16 protein-coding genes and 1 pseudogene are annotated in these 16184 nt (G+C 49.3%); 10 read left to right on the top strand and 7 right to left on the bottom strand.

The features are described 5' to 3' along the window. Positions 1–3 precede the first annotated feature (3 nt). From argC to A3SI_RS08660, 3 genes and pseudogenes are all read right to left on the bottom strand, one after another. On the bottom strand, positions 4–975 hold the full coding sequence (argC, locus tag A3SI_RS08670; protein WP_009055149.1) for an N-acetyl-gamma-glutamyl-phosphate reductase: 972 nt from the start codon (positions 973–975) through the stop codon (positions 4–6). Continuing rightward, positions 962–2159, bottom strand: a pseudogene (locus tag A3SI_RS08665) (argininosuccinate synthase). The gene argC and the pseudogene A3SI_RS08665 overlap by 14 nt, the downstream one beginning before the upstream one ends. A gap of 10 nt (positions 2160–2169) precedes the next feature. After that, a complete protein-coding gene (locus tag A3SI_RS08660; RefSeq protein WP_009055147.1) occupies positions 2170–2859 on the bottom strand; it encodes an N-acetyltransferase in 690 nt (229 codons plus the stop codon). A 432-nt stretch (positions 2860–3291) separates the two neighbouring features. Between A3SI_RS08660 and A3SI_RS08655 the strand changes: the two genes are divergently transcribed. Next, positions 3292–4845 (top strand): AbgT family transporter, encoded by a 1554-nt coding sequence (locus tag A3SI_RS08655; protein ID WP_009055145.1) that lies wholly within the window; start codon positions 3292–3294, stop codon positions 4843–4845. 77 nt (positions 4846–4922) lie between these two features. On the opposite strand, the gene A3SI_RS17370 is transcribed toward A3SI_RS08655, so the two are convergent. Together A3SI_RS17370 and A3SI_RS17365 are read right to left on the bottom strand one after the other, a co-directional pair. Next, a complete protein-coding gene (locus A3SI_RS17370) occupies positions 4923–5453 on the bottom strand; it encodes a hypothetical protein (protein WP_050977458.1) in 531 nt (176 codons plus the stop codon). Between the two features lie 195 nt (positions 5454–5648). Next, complete coding sequence (locus A3SI_RS17365) at positions 5649–6506, bottom strand: hypothetical protein (protein ID WP_156810238.1); 858 nt, start codon at positions 6504–6506, stop codon at positions 5649–5651. Between the two features lie 16 nt (positions 6507–6522). Here A3SI_RS17365 and A3SI_RS08640 point away from each other — a divergent pair, with 16 nt between their 5' ends. The 9 genes from A3SI_RS08640 to A3SI_RS08605 all read left to right on the top strand — a co-directional run bounded on the left by A3SI_RS08640 (position 6523) and on the right by A3SI_RS08605 (position 14707). Beyond that, complete coding sequence (locus A3SI_RS08640; RefSeq protein ID WP_009055139.1) at positions 6523–7638, top strand: oxygenase MpaB family protein; 1116 nt, start codon at positions 6523–6525, stop codon at positions 7636–7638. 117 nt (positions 7639–7755) lie between these two features. Next, positions 7756–8052: a DUF2752 domain-containing protein gene (locus A3SI_RS08635; protein ID WP_009055137.1), complete on the top strand. Its 297-nt coding sequence runs from the start codon at positions 7756–7758 to the stop codon at positions 8050–8052. 2 nt (positions 8053–8054) lie between these two features. Next, complete coding sequence (locus A3SI_RS08630) at positions 8055–8417, top strand: TM2 domain-containing protein (protein WP_009055136.1); 363 nt, start codon at positions 8055–8057, stop codon at positions 8415–8417. A gap of 26 nt (positions 8418–8443) precedes the next feature. Beyond that, a complete protein-coding gene (locus A3SI_RS08625) occupies positions 8444–8635 on the top strand; it encodes a hypothetical protein (protein ID WP_009055134.1) in 192 nt (63 codons plus the stop codon). Further along, entirely contained in the window at positions 8632–9399 is a 768-nt protein-coding gene (locus A3SI_RS08620; RefSeq protein ID WP_009055133.1) for a DUF4097 family beta strand repeat-containing protein, read from the top strand. Before A3SI_RS08625 ends, A3SI_RS08620 begins: the two co-directional genes overlap by 4 nt. Positions 9400–9620: 221 nt before the next feature. Next, positions 9621–12599 (top strand): SusC/RagA family TonB-linked outer membrane protein, encoded by a 2979-nt coding sequence (locus A3SI_RS08615; protein WP_009055132.1) that lies wholly within the window; start codon positions 9621–9623, stop codon positions 12597–12599. A gap of 14 nt (positions 12600–12613) precedes the next feature. Next, positions 12614–13612 carry a RagB/SusD family nutrient uptake outer membrane protein gene (locus A3SI_RS08610; protein WP_050977456.1) on the top strand — a complete coding sequence of 333 codons (999 nt, stop codon included), beginning with the start codon at positions 12614–12616 and terminating at the stop codon, positions 13610–13612. Further along, a complete protein-coding gene (locus A3SI_RS17360; protein WP_156810237.1) occupies positions 13554–13946 on the top strand; it encodes a RagB/SusD family nutrient uptake outer membrane protein in 393 nt (130 codons plus the stop codon). The genes A3SI_RS08610 and A3SI_RS17360 overlap by 59 nt, the downstream gene beginning before the upstream one ends. 59 nt (positions 13947–14005) lie before the next feature. Then, positions 14006–14707, top strand: a complete 702-nt coding sequence (locus A3SI_RS08605) for a class I SAM-dependent methyltransferase (protein WP_009055131.1) — start codon at positions 14006–14008, stop codon at positions 14705–14707. Here the strand turns inward: A3SI_RS08605 and A3SI_RS18195 are convergent. Next, complete coding sequence (locus A3SI_RS18195) at positions 14676–14879, bottom strand: hypothetical protein (protein ID WP_156810236.1); 204 nt, start codon at positions 14877–14879, stop codon at positions 14676–14678. The two genes, A3SI_RS08605 and A3SI_RS18195, sit on opposite strands and share 32 nt — an antisense overlap. Beyond that, positions 14873–15865, bottom strand: coding sequence for a PAS domain-containing protein (locus A3SI_RS08600; protein WP_009055129.1), 993 nt, complete (start codon positions 15863–15865; stop codon positions 14873–14875). Before A3SI_RS08600 ends, A3SI_RS18195 begins: the two co-directional genes overlap by 7 nt. Between the last annotated feature and the right edge of the window lie 319 nt (positions 15866–16184).

The following is a 16184-nucleotide window of genomic DNA, read 5'->3' as shown; positions in this document are numbered from 1 at the left end:
CGTTTAGAATGCGCTGGCTTTTAGGTGTAATCCGGTACGTTCGGGCAGGCCGAAGGCCAAATTCATGTTGTGCACCGCCTGGCCACTGGCTCCCTTTAGCAAGTTGTCTATGGCGGCATAGACCACCAGCTGGCCGGCTTTCGCTTGGACGTGCAAGATTCCTTTATTCGTGTTCACCACCTGTTTTAGGCTGATGTCCTGCTCGGAGACATGCGTGAAGGCGGCGTCCTTATAGAAGTCTGCGTAGAGGGCGTGGGCTTCTGCGGTGCTTCCGGAAAAGGGAAAATAAGCCGTGACCCAGATGCCTCTGGTAAAATTCCCGCGGTAGGGAACAAAGAGCAGCTCAGGTGCCTCTTCCTTACGGATATAACGAAGGCTTTGGCGGATTTCTTTTAAATGCTGGTGGTCAAAAAGCTTGTAAACGGACAAATTATTATCCCGATAACTGAAATGTGCCGTTTCGGATAGCTTTTTACCAGCTCCAGTACTGCCCGTAAGTGCAGTGACATGTACAGGCGCTCCCTGCAGTAGGCCTGCTGCCGCTGCGGGCAAAAGGGCCAGCTGGATGGCTGTGGCGAAACAACCGGGATTCGCGATGCGCTGGGCACTGGCGATACGCTCGGCATTTAATTCGGGAAGGCCATAGACGAAGTCATCGGATTCATCTCTGAAATCGGTGCTCAGGTCGATAATACGTGTCTGAGGATCCCAGCTTTGGCTGTGCACGAAGTGCTTGCTTTCCCCATGCGGAAGGCCGAGGAAAACCACGTCCATACCGCGGACGTCTGTATCGCCTGTAAACTGCAAGTCGCAGTCTCCCAGCAGGTCGGGATGCACCTCGGCTACGGCCTTACCCTTTTGACTGTTGCTATGCACTTTTATCAACTCACAGTGCGGGTGATGGACCAGCAGGCGGAGGAGCTCTCCGCCTGTGTATCCTGCTGCGCCGATGACGGCGGTTTTAATTTTCTTCATGCTGGCCGAAATTTACCTGGTGGAAAATGGCGGTTTGATTCCCTAAGATACGGGTAAAGCCTTTCACATCCTGGGCAGTATAGCCCTTATTCATTTCTCCATAGCTGCCGAACTTGGCGGCCATAAGATCATGCTCAGACTGAATGCCCTGAAGTTCAAATCGGTAGGGGTGGAGGGTGACCGTCACCGTTCCGCTGACAAAGGTCTGGGTGTCGGCGAGCATGGCCTCGATGTTCCGCATCACTGGATCGAGGTAGTGCCCCTCGTGGAGATGGTTGCCATAAAATTCGGACACCTGATTTTTCCAGAAAAGCTGCCACTTGGTGAGGGTATGCTTTTCGAGCAGCTGATGTGCTTTTATGATGATAAGTGGCGCGGCAGCTTCGAAGCCTACGCGTCCTTTAATGCCGATGATGGTGTCGCCTACATGAATATCTCTGCCGATGCCGAAGGGCGCTGCCAGCTCATGGAGGGCTTGAATGGCGGCTACAGGGTCCATTTTTTGGCCGTTTAGGCCGACGACTTCGCCTTTTTCGAAGGTTAAGGAAATCGTCTCCGGGCTGTCTTTGGTTTTCGGCGTGGGCCAAGCTGCTTCGGGTAGTCCGAGATGCGAGCTTAGCGTTTCTTTCCCACCTACGGAGGTGCCCCAGATGCCCTTATTAATGGAATAGGCTGCCTTTTCGGCGTTCATTTCGATGCCATTTTCTGCCAGATAAGCGATTTCAGCTTCTCGGCTAAGTTTTAGATCCCGGATAGGGTGATGATTTCGATATCTGGAATTAGGGTTTGGAAGATCATGTCGAAGCGCACCTGATCGTTTCCCGCTCCTGTGCTACCATGTGCGATGCAGGTGGCACCGATGGAAAGGCGTATTCGGCCAGGGTTTTGGCCTGCAGGATACGCTCAGCACTGACGGAAAGGGGATAGGTTTGATTTTTGAGCACGTTTCCGAAGACCAGGTATTTCAGCACAGAGGCGTAGTAGGTGGCTGTAACGTCGAGGGCAGTGAAGGAAGCGATGCCGAGGGTGGCCGCTCTATTTTCGATGGTGCTAAGTTCTTCTGAAGTAAAGCCTCCGGTGTTAATAAGTACCGCATGCACTTCATAGCCCTTCTCCCGAGAAAGGTGGAGGGCACAGAAGGTGGTATCTAAACCGCCGCTATAGGCTAAAACTACTTTTTTCATGATGGCGTCCTTAAAAGATAGAAAATGTTTTTTGTTTGGTTTTTTTGTATTTCAGCAGGATGGCCTGCTTGATTTGTACCCAGCGCTCGAAGAGTTTCAGGTTGTTTCGGAAATCGGGGCGCAATGCTTTTTTCTCCTTCTCCTGCTTGGTTTTGGCCGGGTCGAACAGCATAGCGGTACAGAGGCAGTTTTGGCGCTCCTTCATGCGTAGGATTTCGATGTTTACGCAGCTCTGACAGCCTTTCCAGAAGGCTTCGTCGTCCGTCAAGTCACTGTAAGACACAGGAATGTAGCCCAGGCCACTGTTTATTTTCATTACGGCAGGACCGGTGGTGAGGCCGAAAATTTTCGCTTCGGGGTATTTTTTGCGGCTCAACTTAAAGATTTCTTCCTTGATTTTTTTCGCTAAACCGAACTTCCGGAATTTGGGCGCTACGATAAGGCCAGAGTTGGCCACGAATTTTTCGTGTCCCCAGGCTTCTATGTAGCAAAACCCCGCCCACTCGCCCGTATCCGTGAGGGCGATAATGGCTTTCCCTTCCTCCATCTTCGTCTGGATGTAGGCAGGCGTACGCTTAGCGATGCCCGTTCCCCGAGCTTTCGCAGAGTTTTCCATCTCATCGGTGATGGTGGTGGCATAGTCGATATGCTTAGAAGTAGCAGGAATGACCTGAAATTTAGGTGCTTGCGTGATTTCCATGGTGAAAATACGGGCTGTGAAGAAGTGTAAAGGAAATAGAAATGACGATAAAACGAAGCAGGATCTACCACATAGGTGATCCATTAAAATAGAACAGGGACTATGCCCTGAGGGTGGTCCTCAAGCGGAGTACAGAAAAAATAGCACTTTCCTGCAGCTTCGGCTTACGAAGCGCCACGCGAAACGCGCTAGCTGAGGAATATAAGATTTGTGCTTTCATTTACACCACAAAACTGCCACCTTTATTTTAGAAAAACAAACGTATGAAACGAAAATCTCCTTTTATTCTGCTGATTTTTTATAGAAGCAAAGAATTTTCCTTTGTAGCGCTTTTGGTTAGCTGTAGCTCCCGTCCAGCCCGCCTGCCAGCCGATTTTTGCTTTCTGATTTTTGGATGTATTTTAGCATTTTACTCTTTACACCAAGTACCGAATGGCAGAAACGCATACCCCCTCCACGAATCGGCTGCTGGACCGCTTCCTAGATGTTATCGAAAAGGCTGGCAACAAGCTTCCTGATCCGGGCATCTTATTCTTGCTCTTAATGCTCATCACCTGGGGCTTGTCTGCACTGCTGGCTCCCTTTGATTTCGGGGCCGTGGATCCGGGCAGCGGAGCAGAAATCCGAGTCCAGAACCTGCTAACGGCTGAGCGATTGGCGCTGTTCTTTTCCACCATGACGGCCGTATTCATCAACTTTGCCCCCTTAGGAGTCGTCCTGCTCGCCATGCTCGGCGTAGGTGTAGCGGAGCATTCGGGCTTTATAAATGCGGGCTTGAAGCTGGTTTTGGGCGTTACGCCTAAGCTGCTCTTGACCCCGATTCTGGTGCTGGTAGCCATCGTCTCACACACGGCTGCAGATGCCGGTTACGTGTTGGTCATCCCACTCGGAGGCGTCATTTTCTATGCGGCAGGGCGCCATCCCATCGCGGGTATCGCTGCAGCTTTCGCCGGAGTTTCAGGAGGTTTCTCTGCTAATTTTATTCCCTCCAGCATCGATCCACTGATTCAGTCTTTTACGCAGGAGGCCGCACAGGTGCTGAATGCCACCATAGAAATTAATCCGCTAAACAATATCTTTTTTACAGGCGCCTCCTCCATGGTGGTCATCGCCGTGGTCTGGTACTTGACCGATCGGGTCATCGAGCCGCGCCTGCGTAACATGCCAGTAGATGCAGATTTAACGGATATTCCAGCCATGGACAGCCTCTCTTCGCGCGAGCGCAAAGCCTTCTGGACGGCACTTAGCGTGATGCTTTTGGGGATTTTAGCCCTAATCGCTTGGGTTTTTCCAGAAGATTCCGCCATGCGGGCGCCAAATGGTGAAATCACAGCAGGAAATGCCCCGCTTATGGGCGCCATCGTCCCACTGATTTTCTTGTTGTTCTGGATCCCAGGTGTCATTTATGGGTTTCGCTCAGGGGTATATGCGTCCATGAAGGATGTGGTGGGCTCTATGAGCAAAGCCATGGGAAGTATGGCACATTACATCGTTATGGCCTTTTTCTGCGCACTCTTTATTAAAGCCTTTACAGATTCCCGCATCGGCGCTCTCGTGGCACTGAAAGGTGCTGAGGGCCTGGAAGCACTACGCCTCCCCGGACAGGTGACCATCGTGGGGATCGTTTTTTTAACCGCCTTTGTGAATTTAATTGTAGGTTCGGCTAGCGCCAAATGGGGCCTGTTAGCACCCATTTTCGTGCCGATGCTCATGCAGACGGGCATCTCGCCAGACTTGACGCAGGCCGCCTATCGCGTAGGAGACTCCGTTTCGAATATCATCACGCCGCTACTGCCTTATTTCCCGCTCATCGTGGTTTTCTGCCAGAAGTACGTGAAAAAAACTGGGATAGGTACCTTGGTTTCGGTCATGCTTCCCTATTCATTGGTTTTGTTAGTGGTCTGGACCCTATTTCTATTGCTTTACTGGTCTTTAGGAATCCCCTTAGGTATTCAGGCCTCCTATGAGTATGTGGTGGGGGGCTAAAGCCTATTGCATACATGCTTTATTTTAAACTGTGCGAAGCATCTTCTGGTAAAAAATTAAGCCCGTGTAGCAAAAGGTTACTTGGTGTTAAGTACAAGCATGCCAACAGCTGTAGCAATTCCAAAACTTAGTAAAGTTCCAATTAAAATATATTCGGTTAGCTCTCTTTCCTTTGACTCTTTAAGATCACCAAATCTAAACACAGATTTTGCAGCCAATAAAAAGCCATTACCCTCCCAATTATCCGTTACCACAAAAGTAAAGACAAAAATTCGTTCCAGTATGCCAATGTATTTACCTGCGCTTTGTAAAGACGCTTCACTAGCCTTATGTAACGCTTTCGACCAGCCTGATAGCATTTCGCGTATCAGTACGCCTGAAACTACAGTAATAAACAAGAGGGCGACAGCGTAAATCCAAATGGTAACGTTTGCAAACCAATAGCTAAAAGGTATGTCTGGCTCGTAGTAAAAATTCCCCCTAACTAATTTCCAATCTTGTGGGCTACTTCCCCATGTGGATAACAGCCTCTTCATTGGTACTAACCACTTTTCTTGATTAACCAATCGTCTGGATCCAACTACGTCTCCTGTTATTACTACTTTCATTGTTTAAATATCGCTGTAAAAGACGATAATTGAAAATATCGTGTATTAGAAGGATAGAACGTAATCACCAGCGTCAAATGGGCTCGATAAAGCGTTTTGGACATAATGCTCGCCAAATTATTCGATCTTGTTTAAGGATGCCTAGCTTGGAGGGATTAAAAAACTAGATGCAAATGAAGTTAATGAAGATTGTTCTTACATTCCCCTTACTCCTTTCCACTGAATGCTAAAAGGCCTGCTTTTTCCTGTACATGAAATCCTGTAATTTCCGAGACGCCTAAGGCATCTACCTGCTGAGTAGCGTCCAGTCGGCATCCTTTTCATGGCGGTAGTAGAGCCCTCTGCATTGGCGGCTAAAAGCAACTTCGGACTCAGCCAGCGGTAGGCAGTAGTGCCTTCCGGCATGCGTGTATAAAGCGCTGGAATAGCATTTTCGACTATCTCCAATACAAAAAGTTGATCCCCCTCCAGGTAACTGATGTGCGTGGACTTTGGCCGGTAGGCCAAATGGGAAAGGGCCTTAGTGGCCAGCAAAATCGGATTTTCACGCGAACGTGCATACAGCGTACGCGGCTGCTCACCCCCTAAGCTTAGCACGGCATGGTTATCGTACCAACAGTAATCCAGCAGCGGGTGCAGGTCGTCATAGAGCAGTTCCGGCTCAGCCAAATTAGTCGGGTAAAGGTAGAGGCGCTGCAGGCCTTCTTCGTCCTGCGTCAGACTGCTCACATAGAAGCCGCAGTCGGTCATCTTGGGAAGCGCCTCCTGCCGGTCCTTGGTCATGCTGATGTTTGTAAACTTGTTTTTATCGAGGGAATAGAGGATGAGGTCCGCCTGACCGCTTTCGTCCTCGGCTGAAAAAACAATCTGTGTTTTATTTATAAATAAAGGTTCGCTGTCTTTAGAGGCCCGCGATGTAAGCTGCCGCTGCTCTTCCAGTGCTATGCGCACCTTTTTCCCCGAGCTTTTTAGGGGAAGCGTGTAAATGTTTTCTTGAGCCAGCGCACAGAAGCCCATTAAAAATGCGCTGCAGACCAAAAGTGTTTTTTTCATATCAGATGTAAGGGTCATGAACAAAGGTACTGCTTTGGGTTATATTTTCGTGAGTATGTACAAAAATTATACCGATGCGCGCCTGCAGGATGCCCGCCAAAAAGGGGATCCATTAGCGGATGCCGCCGTAGAAGCCCTGCTGGCTCAGCCGGCCTGTATCGAGGAAATAAATGCCGCCACCTCCTGGTGGAAAAGCCCGCCGGCGCACTGGCCTGAGCCGCTGTGTGCCCTGCATGCAGCGTTTTGTGCGCGTCCATTTCCCGTGCAGGAGGCTGCAGTGCGCGAGGCGCAAGCGTTTTTTTATCGGCAACATGCCTGGTACTTGAGTTTGTTGGGGCTCTATTCCTTGCCCTACTGTTATGCCTTCGCCGACGGTGCGCAGGTGCTGGTTCGGTCTAAGCGCATCACCGAGGATATCGGCACTCGTCTTACAGAAACGGCCCTTTTCGTATTAAACAGCTTTAAGCCAGGGAGTTTTTTAGAAGATGAAGAAGTGCTGCTGACGCTTTGGCGCGTGCGCCTCATCCACGCCTTTAGTCGTTATTTCATTCGGCGCTATGCCTGCGACTGGCAGGCCGAATGGGGCACGCCCATCAATCAGGAGGATCTGATCGGGACGAACCTGGCATTTTCGCTGATCGTCATGCGGGGGATGGCAAAGGTGAATGAGTTTCCAGGGGACAAAACGTACCGTGCCCTCCTGCATTACTGGAAGTTAATCGGCTACTACCTGGGGCTGGATGTGGAAACCTACTGGCCCGAAGACCCGAAAGCGGCTTTTTGGCTGGAAAAACAGATTAGGCGGCGTAACCTACGGCCCTCTGCAGCGGGAAAAACCCTGATGGATGCGCTGCAGGGCTATTACAAAACCCAGTTTCAAGATCCCACCTTGCTTGCGATCAGTCAGCAGCTCTTGCGTTTTTTCATGGGGGATGCGGCGGCAGATGCGGTCGGACTTCCACAGACGGGCCAACTGCCCCCTGCTGCTTACAAGGCGGCGCTTCAGTTAAATTTCATTCGTGAGGGGCGCACTTACAGTGGATATGCAGGGCTTCGGCAGGATTTTTTGCGGCAGAGCCGCAAACGCCTCGGTCAAGAAGTGGCCCTACGGCTGCCTGTTCCCGTACACTAAAACTGTCCGTTTTTTGTAAAATCGTACGATTTCGGACACTTTTATTTCTGTAAAACCTCTTCTACGCCCTGAAATGGGCGTTTTTTGTTTTGGCATTTTTTTAGAAAGTAGATTGGCATGGAGAAAATACGCAAGCGTTGGCATCCGGCATTTGGGGAAATCGGTTTCTGGGTTTTGGCCCTAATCGGTATCGCCTGTATAGACCCCAGTGGGGAGGCGCATACCAGCCTATGTCCGCTGGCCCTTACCGGACTGGATTTCTGTCCGGGCTGCGGCTTGGGTCGAAGCATGCATCTGCTGGCAAGGGGGGAAGTAGCGGCCTCCTGGGCCATGCATCCGCTGGCAGGCTTTGCCTACGTAGCGATCGTATTTCGCTTCGTTACACTGATTCGATTTTACTTAAAATTTAACTAATTATGGCGAATGTATTGAGACACCTCCCAGAACTGGAGGGTATGGAATTAGGCTACGTGCAGGGCCTGATGCAAGGAATGTCGGATGAGAAGGCGCAACTTTTCGCGCAGGTCTATCGCACGAAACGGCGTGGGAGTGATATTATTTTGGTGCTTTGCCTGTTGGGTTTTGCGGGATTCGCGGGGCTACATCGCTTGGCCACACAAAGTATCCTCCTGGGCATCCTGTACTTTTTCACTTTGGGGCTGTGCTTCATCGGTACGATCGTGGATTTGGTCAACTATCGAAGCATCGCCTATGAGTACAATATTAAAATGGCCTACGAAACCTTAAATGTTCTTCAGCTAACGGAAGACATGAATTAATCTCTACACCGTAACCCTTTCACACCATGAAAAAAAGCATTCTCCTTTTCCTTCCCTTCCTGCTATTCGCGATGAGTTGCGATGAGCTCCTAAATGAAATGGCCACCAGCTTTCAAGAGCAAGAAATCGATGAAAGTTTTGCGGATGTACGTGCGATCCAGGCAAATCTGGCCTATGGCGCCTTTATTTATCAGGCGTTCCAGGAAAGACAGATGTGACCCTTTCCGGCACCTTAGTCTACCCAGAAGAAGCCGAAGGACAGTGGACGACGGAGCTGAAAGACGGTGTGTTGTACATAGATTTTAAGTTGGGCAGCTTCACCGTTTTCGGTTGGGGTGGTCTAGACCGTCCGGATAAGGTGGTGCGTATAGAGGGCCCAGAATACCTCCGCTTAGAGGCCAAAATTGGGAGCGGTTCTTTCGATGTGCGCGACCTGAGTCATGAGCGTATCGAGCTATCAGTTTCGAGTGGTACGCTTAGCGGAGAAGTGCTGACGGCCGATCGCTTGGAAATTTCCTGTTCTTCGGGTGCTGTGAAGTTCGAGGATATCGAGGCAGACGTAGAACTGCAGGTGGGAAGTGGTGCGGCACAGCTTCGTGGTGTTCAGGGGCGTCTACAAGCCAAGGTGGGCAGCGGCGCACTTCAGTTAAAGGATATTGCGGGTGAAAGTGAGGTGGCGGTGAGTAGCGGTGTGGTTAACTTGCACAATATGGGTGCTTTAAAAGCCTTAAAAGTAAGCTCAGGTGTGTTAAATGGAAAGGAAATCACCTTTGCGCCGGGAGGCGCGGAGCTACAGGTTTCGTCTGGGCTGGCCTCACTTCAAGTCGATGCACTGACGGCTTATGATTATGATTTACAGGTGAGTTCGGGTAATTTGCGCGTGGGTCAGGAGCGCGCAAATGGCAAACGTCTGGAGCTTTCTCATGCTGCCGGGGTGTCGGTGCGCGGGAAGGTTAGTTCCGGAAGTTTAACCATCAAGTAGTGTCCTGTAAAGAAAAGAATATTTGGTAAAATAGCGCTTCTCCTATTTTGTGGGGAGGCGCTTCTTTTTTTGCTCCTTTATACTAGAGTTTGCCGAAATAATTGGCGTATCCTTTTTCTTTTATTAAAAATTAATATAACTTCAAACCGTTGAATTAAAATTAACAATAACTAAACATCCAATTGATTAACCTTAATCCATTTATCTCTTAAAGATCAGTTATGAGAAAAGTTTACTTGTACGCCCCACCGAAAGGCGGGCTGTTGTTCAGCTTTCTGCTCTTGGTCTGCTGTTTCATGGGAACCTTGCAGGCACAGAATGCAGTGACGATCAGCGGAAAGGTGTCTGATGCACGGACGGGGGAGGAGCTCATCGGGGCTACTATCTCTATTCAGGGGACATCCATAGGTGCTGTTACCGACTTAGATGGGCGCTATGCGCTCTCTACCACGCTGGGCCAAGAGTCGTTTACGCTGGTCGTACGCGCGATTGGCTATAGCAGCCAGAACCAGGTGGTCACACTTGGGAATCAAAGTGCCTTTACCTTTGATTTTGAGTTGACGACGGACGTGATGAACTTAGATGAGGTCATCATCACGGGAGCTTCAGCGGCGACTTCACGGCGGCAGCTAGGGAATGCGGTTTCGACCGTCAGTTCGCGGGATTTAGCCGAAACGGGGGGGATCGCGGTCGATCAGGCCCTGCAGGGAAAAATCGCAGGGGCACTTGTGCAGCAAAATTCAGGAGATCCTGCAGGTGGTATTTCGGTACGTCTGCGTGGAACCAGCACGATTACCGGGAGCTCAGATCCGCTTTACATCATCGACGGTGTCTTGGTTAATAACAATAGTAATGAGCTGGTCGACATCGGGGGCGCTGCCCAAAACCGTTTGGTGGACATCAATCCGGCGGACATCGAACGCATCGAGGTGCTGAAAGGGGCTGCAGCGGCGGCCATATATGGTTCGCGCGCCAGTAACGGGGTGGTGCAGATTTACACCAAACGTGGAAAAGTGGGCAAGCCGCGTTTTAGTTTTTCCACTGCTGTACGTGTAAATGAATTGCGTAAGCAAATTCCCTTTAATGAGGTGCCTTTCGATTGGGTGAATCCTGGAGATAGAAATAATTTAGAAACTTTCCCTGTGGAGCGCTTTAACCTGCAGGATGAGATTTTTAGAAGAGCGGGCGGGACGGAAAACAATCTTTCTGTGAGTGGTGGCTCGGATAAGACAACGTATTTCGCTTCGGTCTCTTATTTGAATAATGGTGGAATCGTGAAAAATACGAATTTCGAGCGTATCGGCGCACGTCTTAACGTGGACCAGACGGTAAGTGACTGGTTGAAATTCAGTTTTGGCCTGAATTATACGCGTTCGGAGAGTCAGGATATGCCCAATGGAGGAATTAATGCTGTGGACGGTGCGATTACTGGGTTTCTCTTTTCGAATAACCGGGTAAATCCGCGGCCGAATGCATCGGGTGTTTTCCCGGTGACGTCTCTTTTGGTTCCCCGTACCAATCCTGCCGAAGCTGTCGCGCGATTTGACTATGGGCAGCGCACGAATCGGGTGATTACCAATTTCACCCTGAATGCGAACCCATCCGAAAAGTGGAACATCACCTATATTTTGGGTTTGGATTATTACAATCAATCTGCGTTCGGTTTTATCCCTGTGGGCAATACATCTTCCAATGCCTTAGGCTGGGCCACAAGAGGAGACGCGAATGTGACACAGTTTAATAATGATTTGAATATCAGCTATGAAACCATGCTGACACCGGCTATTCGTTCCACTACGATTGCTGGAGGAACCTGGCAGCAAGACAATTTCGAGCGCATCGGTATTACCTCCGATCGTTTAGCTCCGACCGTTCGAACGGCAGTGGGCGGGACGATCATCAGTGCGATAGATGTCCGTTCGGATGTTTCCTATTATGGGGCCTTCGTGCAGCAGACTTTTGGGATAAAAGAAAAGCTTTTCGTGACGGGTGCCTTGCGTTATGATGGAGCATCTGTTTTCGGGCCTGAGGAAAAAATTCAGTCGTACGGAAAGGGCTCGGTCTCCTATAATCTTTCGGAGGAAAACTTTTTTAAGGAGACCTTTGGCAGCAGGATTTCTAATTTTAAACTCCGTGCCTCTTATGGGCAGGCGGGGAACCTGACGGCGATTGGTGCCTTCGACCGTTTCTTGAATTATAATCCTTTGGCGATCGGTGGTTTGAGTGCTGTAGTTCCTTCTACGCTACTGGGTAATGATGCCTTAGCGCCTGAAATCATGAATGAGTTCGAGTATGGAATCGATGCCTCCTTTTTCGGAGATCGTTTGGGCTTCGAATTTACGGTGTTTAACCAGCAGATTACGGACTTGCTTTTACAGCGAGAAGTGGCTACTTCGACGGGATTTGCTACACGCTTCGAAAATGTAGGCAAGATGGAAAACCGAGGAATCGAGCTTTTGGTACGTGCTAATGTGATGCGTAATCGAGATTTCAACTGGGATGTTACCACCACCTTCACGACGAATCGAAATGAGGTGACCCAAGTGGTGGGCGATAGAATTATATTGCCAGGCAGCTTTGGAACCTCGGCGGTTATCGAAGGACAGCCGATCGGGGTGTTTTTCCAAGGTTTTTATGATCGTGACGATGCAGGAAATATTCGTCTAGATGCTAACGGCCTGCCGCGAAGAGGTGTAAACCCAGATGGAACGAATGTACGTGTCATTGGAGACCCCAATCCGGATTGGTTCGGCTCGGTGATTAATGATTTCAGCTATAAGAATTTCACTTTCCGCGTGCAGTTTGATGCTGTTTGGGGATTCGATGTGTTTAACTGGAATAGACGTCTTTTGGATAATGCTATTTTCGGTGGTGGTGAAAACGCTGGTCGTGAGCTCCTCGGAGAGATACCGAAAGGCACTGGAGGCGTTCAGGCAGGGATTTTTGAGGAGTTCGTAGAAGATGGCTCCTTCGTGAAGCTACGGGAACTCGCTATCGGTTATAACTACCGACCTAAATCCGGTGCTATTCAAAACGTTCGCTTTAATCTGGTAGGTAGAAACTTGATTTCCTTTGACTCTTATAGCGGTTGGGATCCAGAAGTGAACACGCCAGGTCAAAGTAATGGGGTGCGTGGTTTTGATTTCGGTGCCGTGCCGATTCCACGTACGATTCAGTTAGGTGTCAATCTAAGCTTTTAAATGAGATGAGTCGCATGAAAATACATACTAAAATTTCCTTTTGGGGGCTGGTTGTAGCGGTTTGGATGACAGTGCTACCAGCATGTCAAACAGACTTTACCAATCCCAATGCACCTACAGATGCACAGGTGCTGAGTTCCCGTGATGGTTTACTCAACTTAGCTGTGGGCGTTCGCGTGCTGTATGCCACTTCCGGTGTGCGCTTTATGGTAGAAAATAATGCGGTTACCGCACGAGAAGCTGCCATTACCACCACTTTCATCAATATGATTGAGTTAGAAGATGGGGGAGATGCCCTAACAGACTTTAACACGAACGTAGAAGGACTGTGGGCTTCGATGCTGCGGGTGATGGGTGCCTGTGAAGACATCGTCGCTGCCGTGGATGAGGTGGAATTACTGGCCAGTACGCGGAACAATCTACGGGCATACGCCAATATCTTTCGTGCCATGGCCATCGGGGCGCTGGCGCAAAACTATGCTGAGGTAGTCATCCAGACCAATCGGCAAAACGAAGCCAGCTTTGTCTCTCGCGGGGAGGCCTATGCCGAGGCGATTCGCCTCTTAGAGGCAGCGTTAGCAGATCTTCAGGGAGACCCTTCGCCTGAAGTGGCGGCTATTTTGCAGGGCAATTTAAACCTTCAAGACATTGCAAATGCCTATTTAGCACGCTTCCGCCTATTTAATGGTAACTATGAAGGAGCCATTCAGGCCGCTGCACAGGTAAGCCCTCAGCGTACTTCTGTCTTTACTTATGATCAGCTGAACCAAAACCCCATTTGGGCACGCGTTATCCAGAATAATGTACCAAACTTCCGGCCTATCGACCATTTTGGCTTGCCAGAAGGCTTACGTCCTGAGGCAAATGACGGACGCCGCGCCTTTTATTTAGCACCATCGGAGGATATTAACATCAACGGCTTTCCTATAGAAGGCTTGAGAGGTTTCTTTGAAAATGATAATAGCCCGATCCCCGTCTATCTCCCAGGAGAAATGGCGCTCATTACTGGCTGAGGCGCATATCCGCAAGGCGAGCCCGGACCTTAATGCTGCTGTGGAAGCACTCAACCAAGTGCGTACCAAAACGAATGATCCGTTCGGCCTTAATGCCGGCTTAGCGCCCTACAGCGGACCGATGACGGCCAGCGCTTTATTGGACGAGGTCTTTATCAACAGACGTGCAGAGCTCTTTTTTACGGGCGTAAGCTTGGAAGACAGCCGTCGCTTTAACCGACCAGAGCCACAGGGATCACGGGTGTTTACCGATGAGCGAAATCGTAACTTCTATCCCTTCCCTTTGCGCGAGCGCAATAACAATGCAAACACACCAGCGAACCCACCCATTTAAGCGGTCGCATCACCCCAGGGAGCTCATGAATCGGGCTCCCTTTTTTTAAAAAATAAATTATGGAAGATAAACCTATTTTAGCCGCATGGGAAAGACATGCCGAGGATTGGCTGAAATTAATCGCGTCTGAAGGCATCGCATCCCGTCAGGTGACGAATCCAGCCATACTCGATTTTGTATCCGAACAGGCCGCGGGAAAGGTGCTGCTGGACATCGGATGCGGCGAAGGTTGGCTCAGTCATGCGCTCCGCGCAAAAGGATTTACTTGCTTTGGCTTAGATGGTACGAAGGCACTCGTGGATGAAGCGAATAAAAAAAGTAAGCAGCAACATTTTTTTCATCTCGATTACGCGCAACTTGAGGAGAAGCTTTTGGCCAGGGGGCTTGAGACCTGGGAAGAGCTTTTGGGACCAAGGAACCTACCCAGTACCTTTCTTTTTAACTTTAGCTTGTACCATAGGGGGACAGGAAGCCTGCTAAAAGCCATCCACTCCTTTAGTCCGCCCGATAGCAGGGTTCTCATCCAAACGCTGCATCCGTTTGCGATACTGCAGCAGGAAAAACCCTATGCTGTACACTGTCTGCCTGATGCCTGGAAAGGACTGCCTGGAAAATTTCAGCAGGGACATGCCTTTGAAATGTTAACCTTCGAAGCGTGGACAAACCTTTTTGCAGCCACTTCTTGGCAAATAACTGCGCTTCGAGAGCCAGTACGTGAGGGGAAACCTGTTAGCGTACTTTTTTCGCTAAAGAAGGTATAGTTTCAGAATAAAGAGACTGCTCATTTGCTTGCATGCCTTCTTGGTTGCGGAGTAAATGCACACTTTCCTGCAAGTGTTGGTCGATAAATAGCGTATTCTCACGAAGTGCGGGTACGATTTGAATGTCTTCTAACCGCGGGGAGAAACCCATCCCATCCAAAACATCTAACAAAGCGAGGATTTTCGTGAGGGCTCGCGCAGTCGATGCGCATGGAACCAAGCCAAATCATGTAAAAGATCATTTTGTCGGCTAAGCTGTTCGAGCTGCTGCCGGGCATCTGTGATATCGCGTATAAACCAGACAAACCAAACCTCTTCTTCATGCTGTAAGCGCTGGATGGATACATCCATAAAGCGTTGATCCCCTCGTGTTTCGAGTACGACATAGCCGGAGGCCGACTGTCCTGTTCGAAGACGATCGCGAAGCTTTAGGAGAGCTCGGTCATCGGTGAATTGTTGGGCAAACTGCTGAAAACAAGTTCCTTCCTGAACCTGAAAAAGCGTAGAAGCATGCGGATTGACACGTAAAAAACCATCCATTTCAGCATTTAGCAGCATGATGGGTGTCTTCACATACATGAAGGTTTGATTAAGCTGCTCGAGCTCCCGCTCAAAGTTTTTCAGTTGAGTAAAATCTGCTGCAAACCCTGTCACTCCAACAACTTTTCCCTCCTGAAAAATAGGTTTTAACTGGTGGTCTATGTAGGAAATACCATGTGCATGTGGAAAGTGTTCGATGGTCTTCACCGTCTCACCTTTTAAGGCACGCTCATACAAAGATCGATAATATAATTGACCGGGAGCTTGGCTTTCTGTGTCGATGACGCGATCTCCCACATTAAAATGCATTCCTGTAAGACGCTCAAAACGCTCCAAATAGGCCTGATTCGCATACAAAAGGCGAAAATCGCAGTCAAGTGCCCAAAAACTTTCAGAAGTACTCTCTAAAATCGTTTCCTTCCAAAAACTATAGGGTACAGATGACTGCTGAAGGGATGCCTCTTCTCCTTCGATAAGATCGCTGCCTTTTTCAGAACAGTGTGCTAAAAATGCTTCTGGCAGAGCGGCACTCCACAACCAGTACTCCTTTTCATGTACTTCACAAGCAAAAGGGCTGATTTCCCAAGTAAGCCTCTCTACGGAGGTAGAGAAAGGCAACTGACAATTTGTTGCTAATTCAAAAGGCGTGAAAGCATTCTCTCGCTCTGATAAAAATATCTGAAAGCTATCAAAAATTGACGAGCCAAAAAGGGATTTTACACTCGTTTTTTTACTTGCGGGCTCGAAGAAAAACGTGCAATTACTGTCTAGTAGATGCCCACTGGCATCAAATAGAAGATAGAGCTGTCGGCGTATGTGCCGCAGGAAATCGGGTAACAATGGAGCGTGCATGCGTATTTATGGTTCAATTTTCCCAAAAGTAGGAAGAATGATTCACATAATACGCATGCTTGATCCTATTTTAGTTGGGGAACCT

This window comes from Nitritalea halalkaliphila LW7 (assembly GCF_000265075.1).
Classification (GTDB): Bacteria; Bacteroidota; Bacteroidia; order Cytophagales; family Cyclobacteriaceae; genus Nitritalea; species Nitritalea halalkaliphila.
This window is presented reverse-complemented; position numbering and strand designations above follow the sequence as displayed.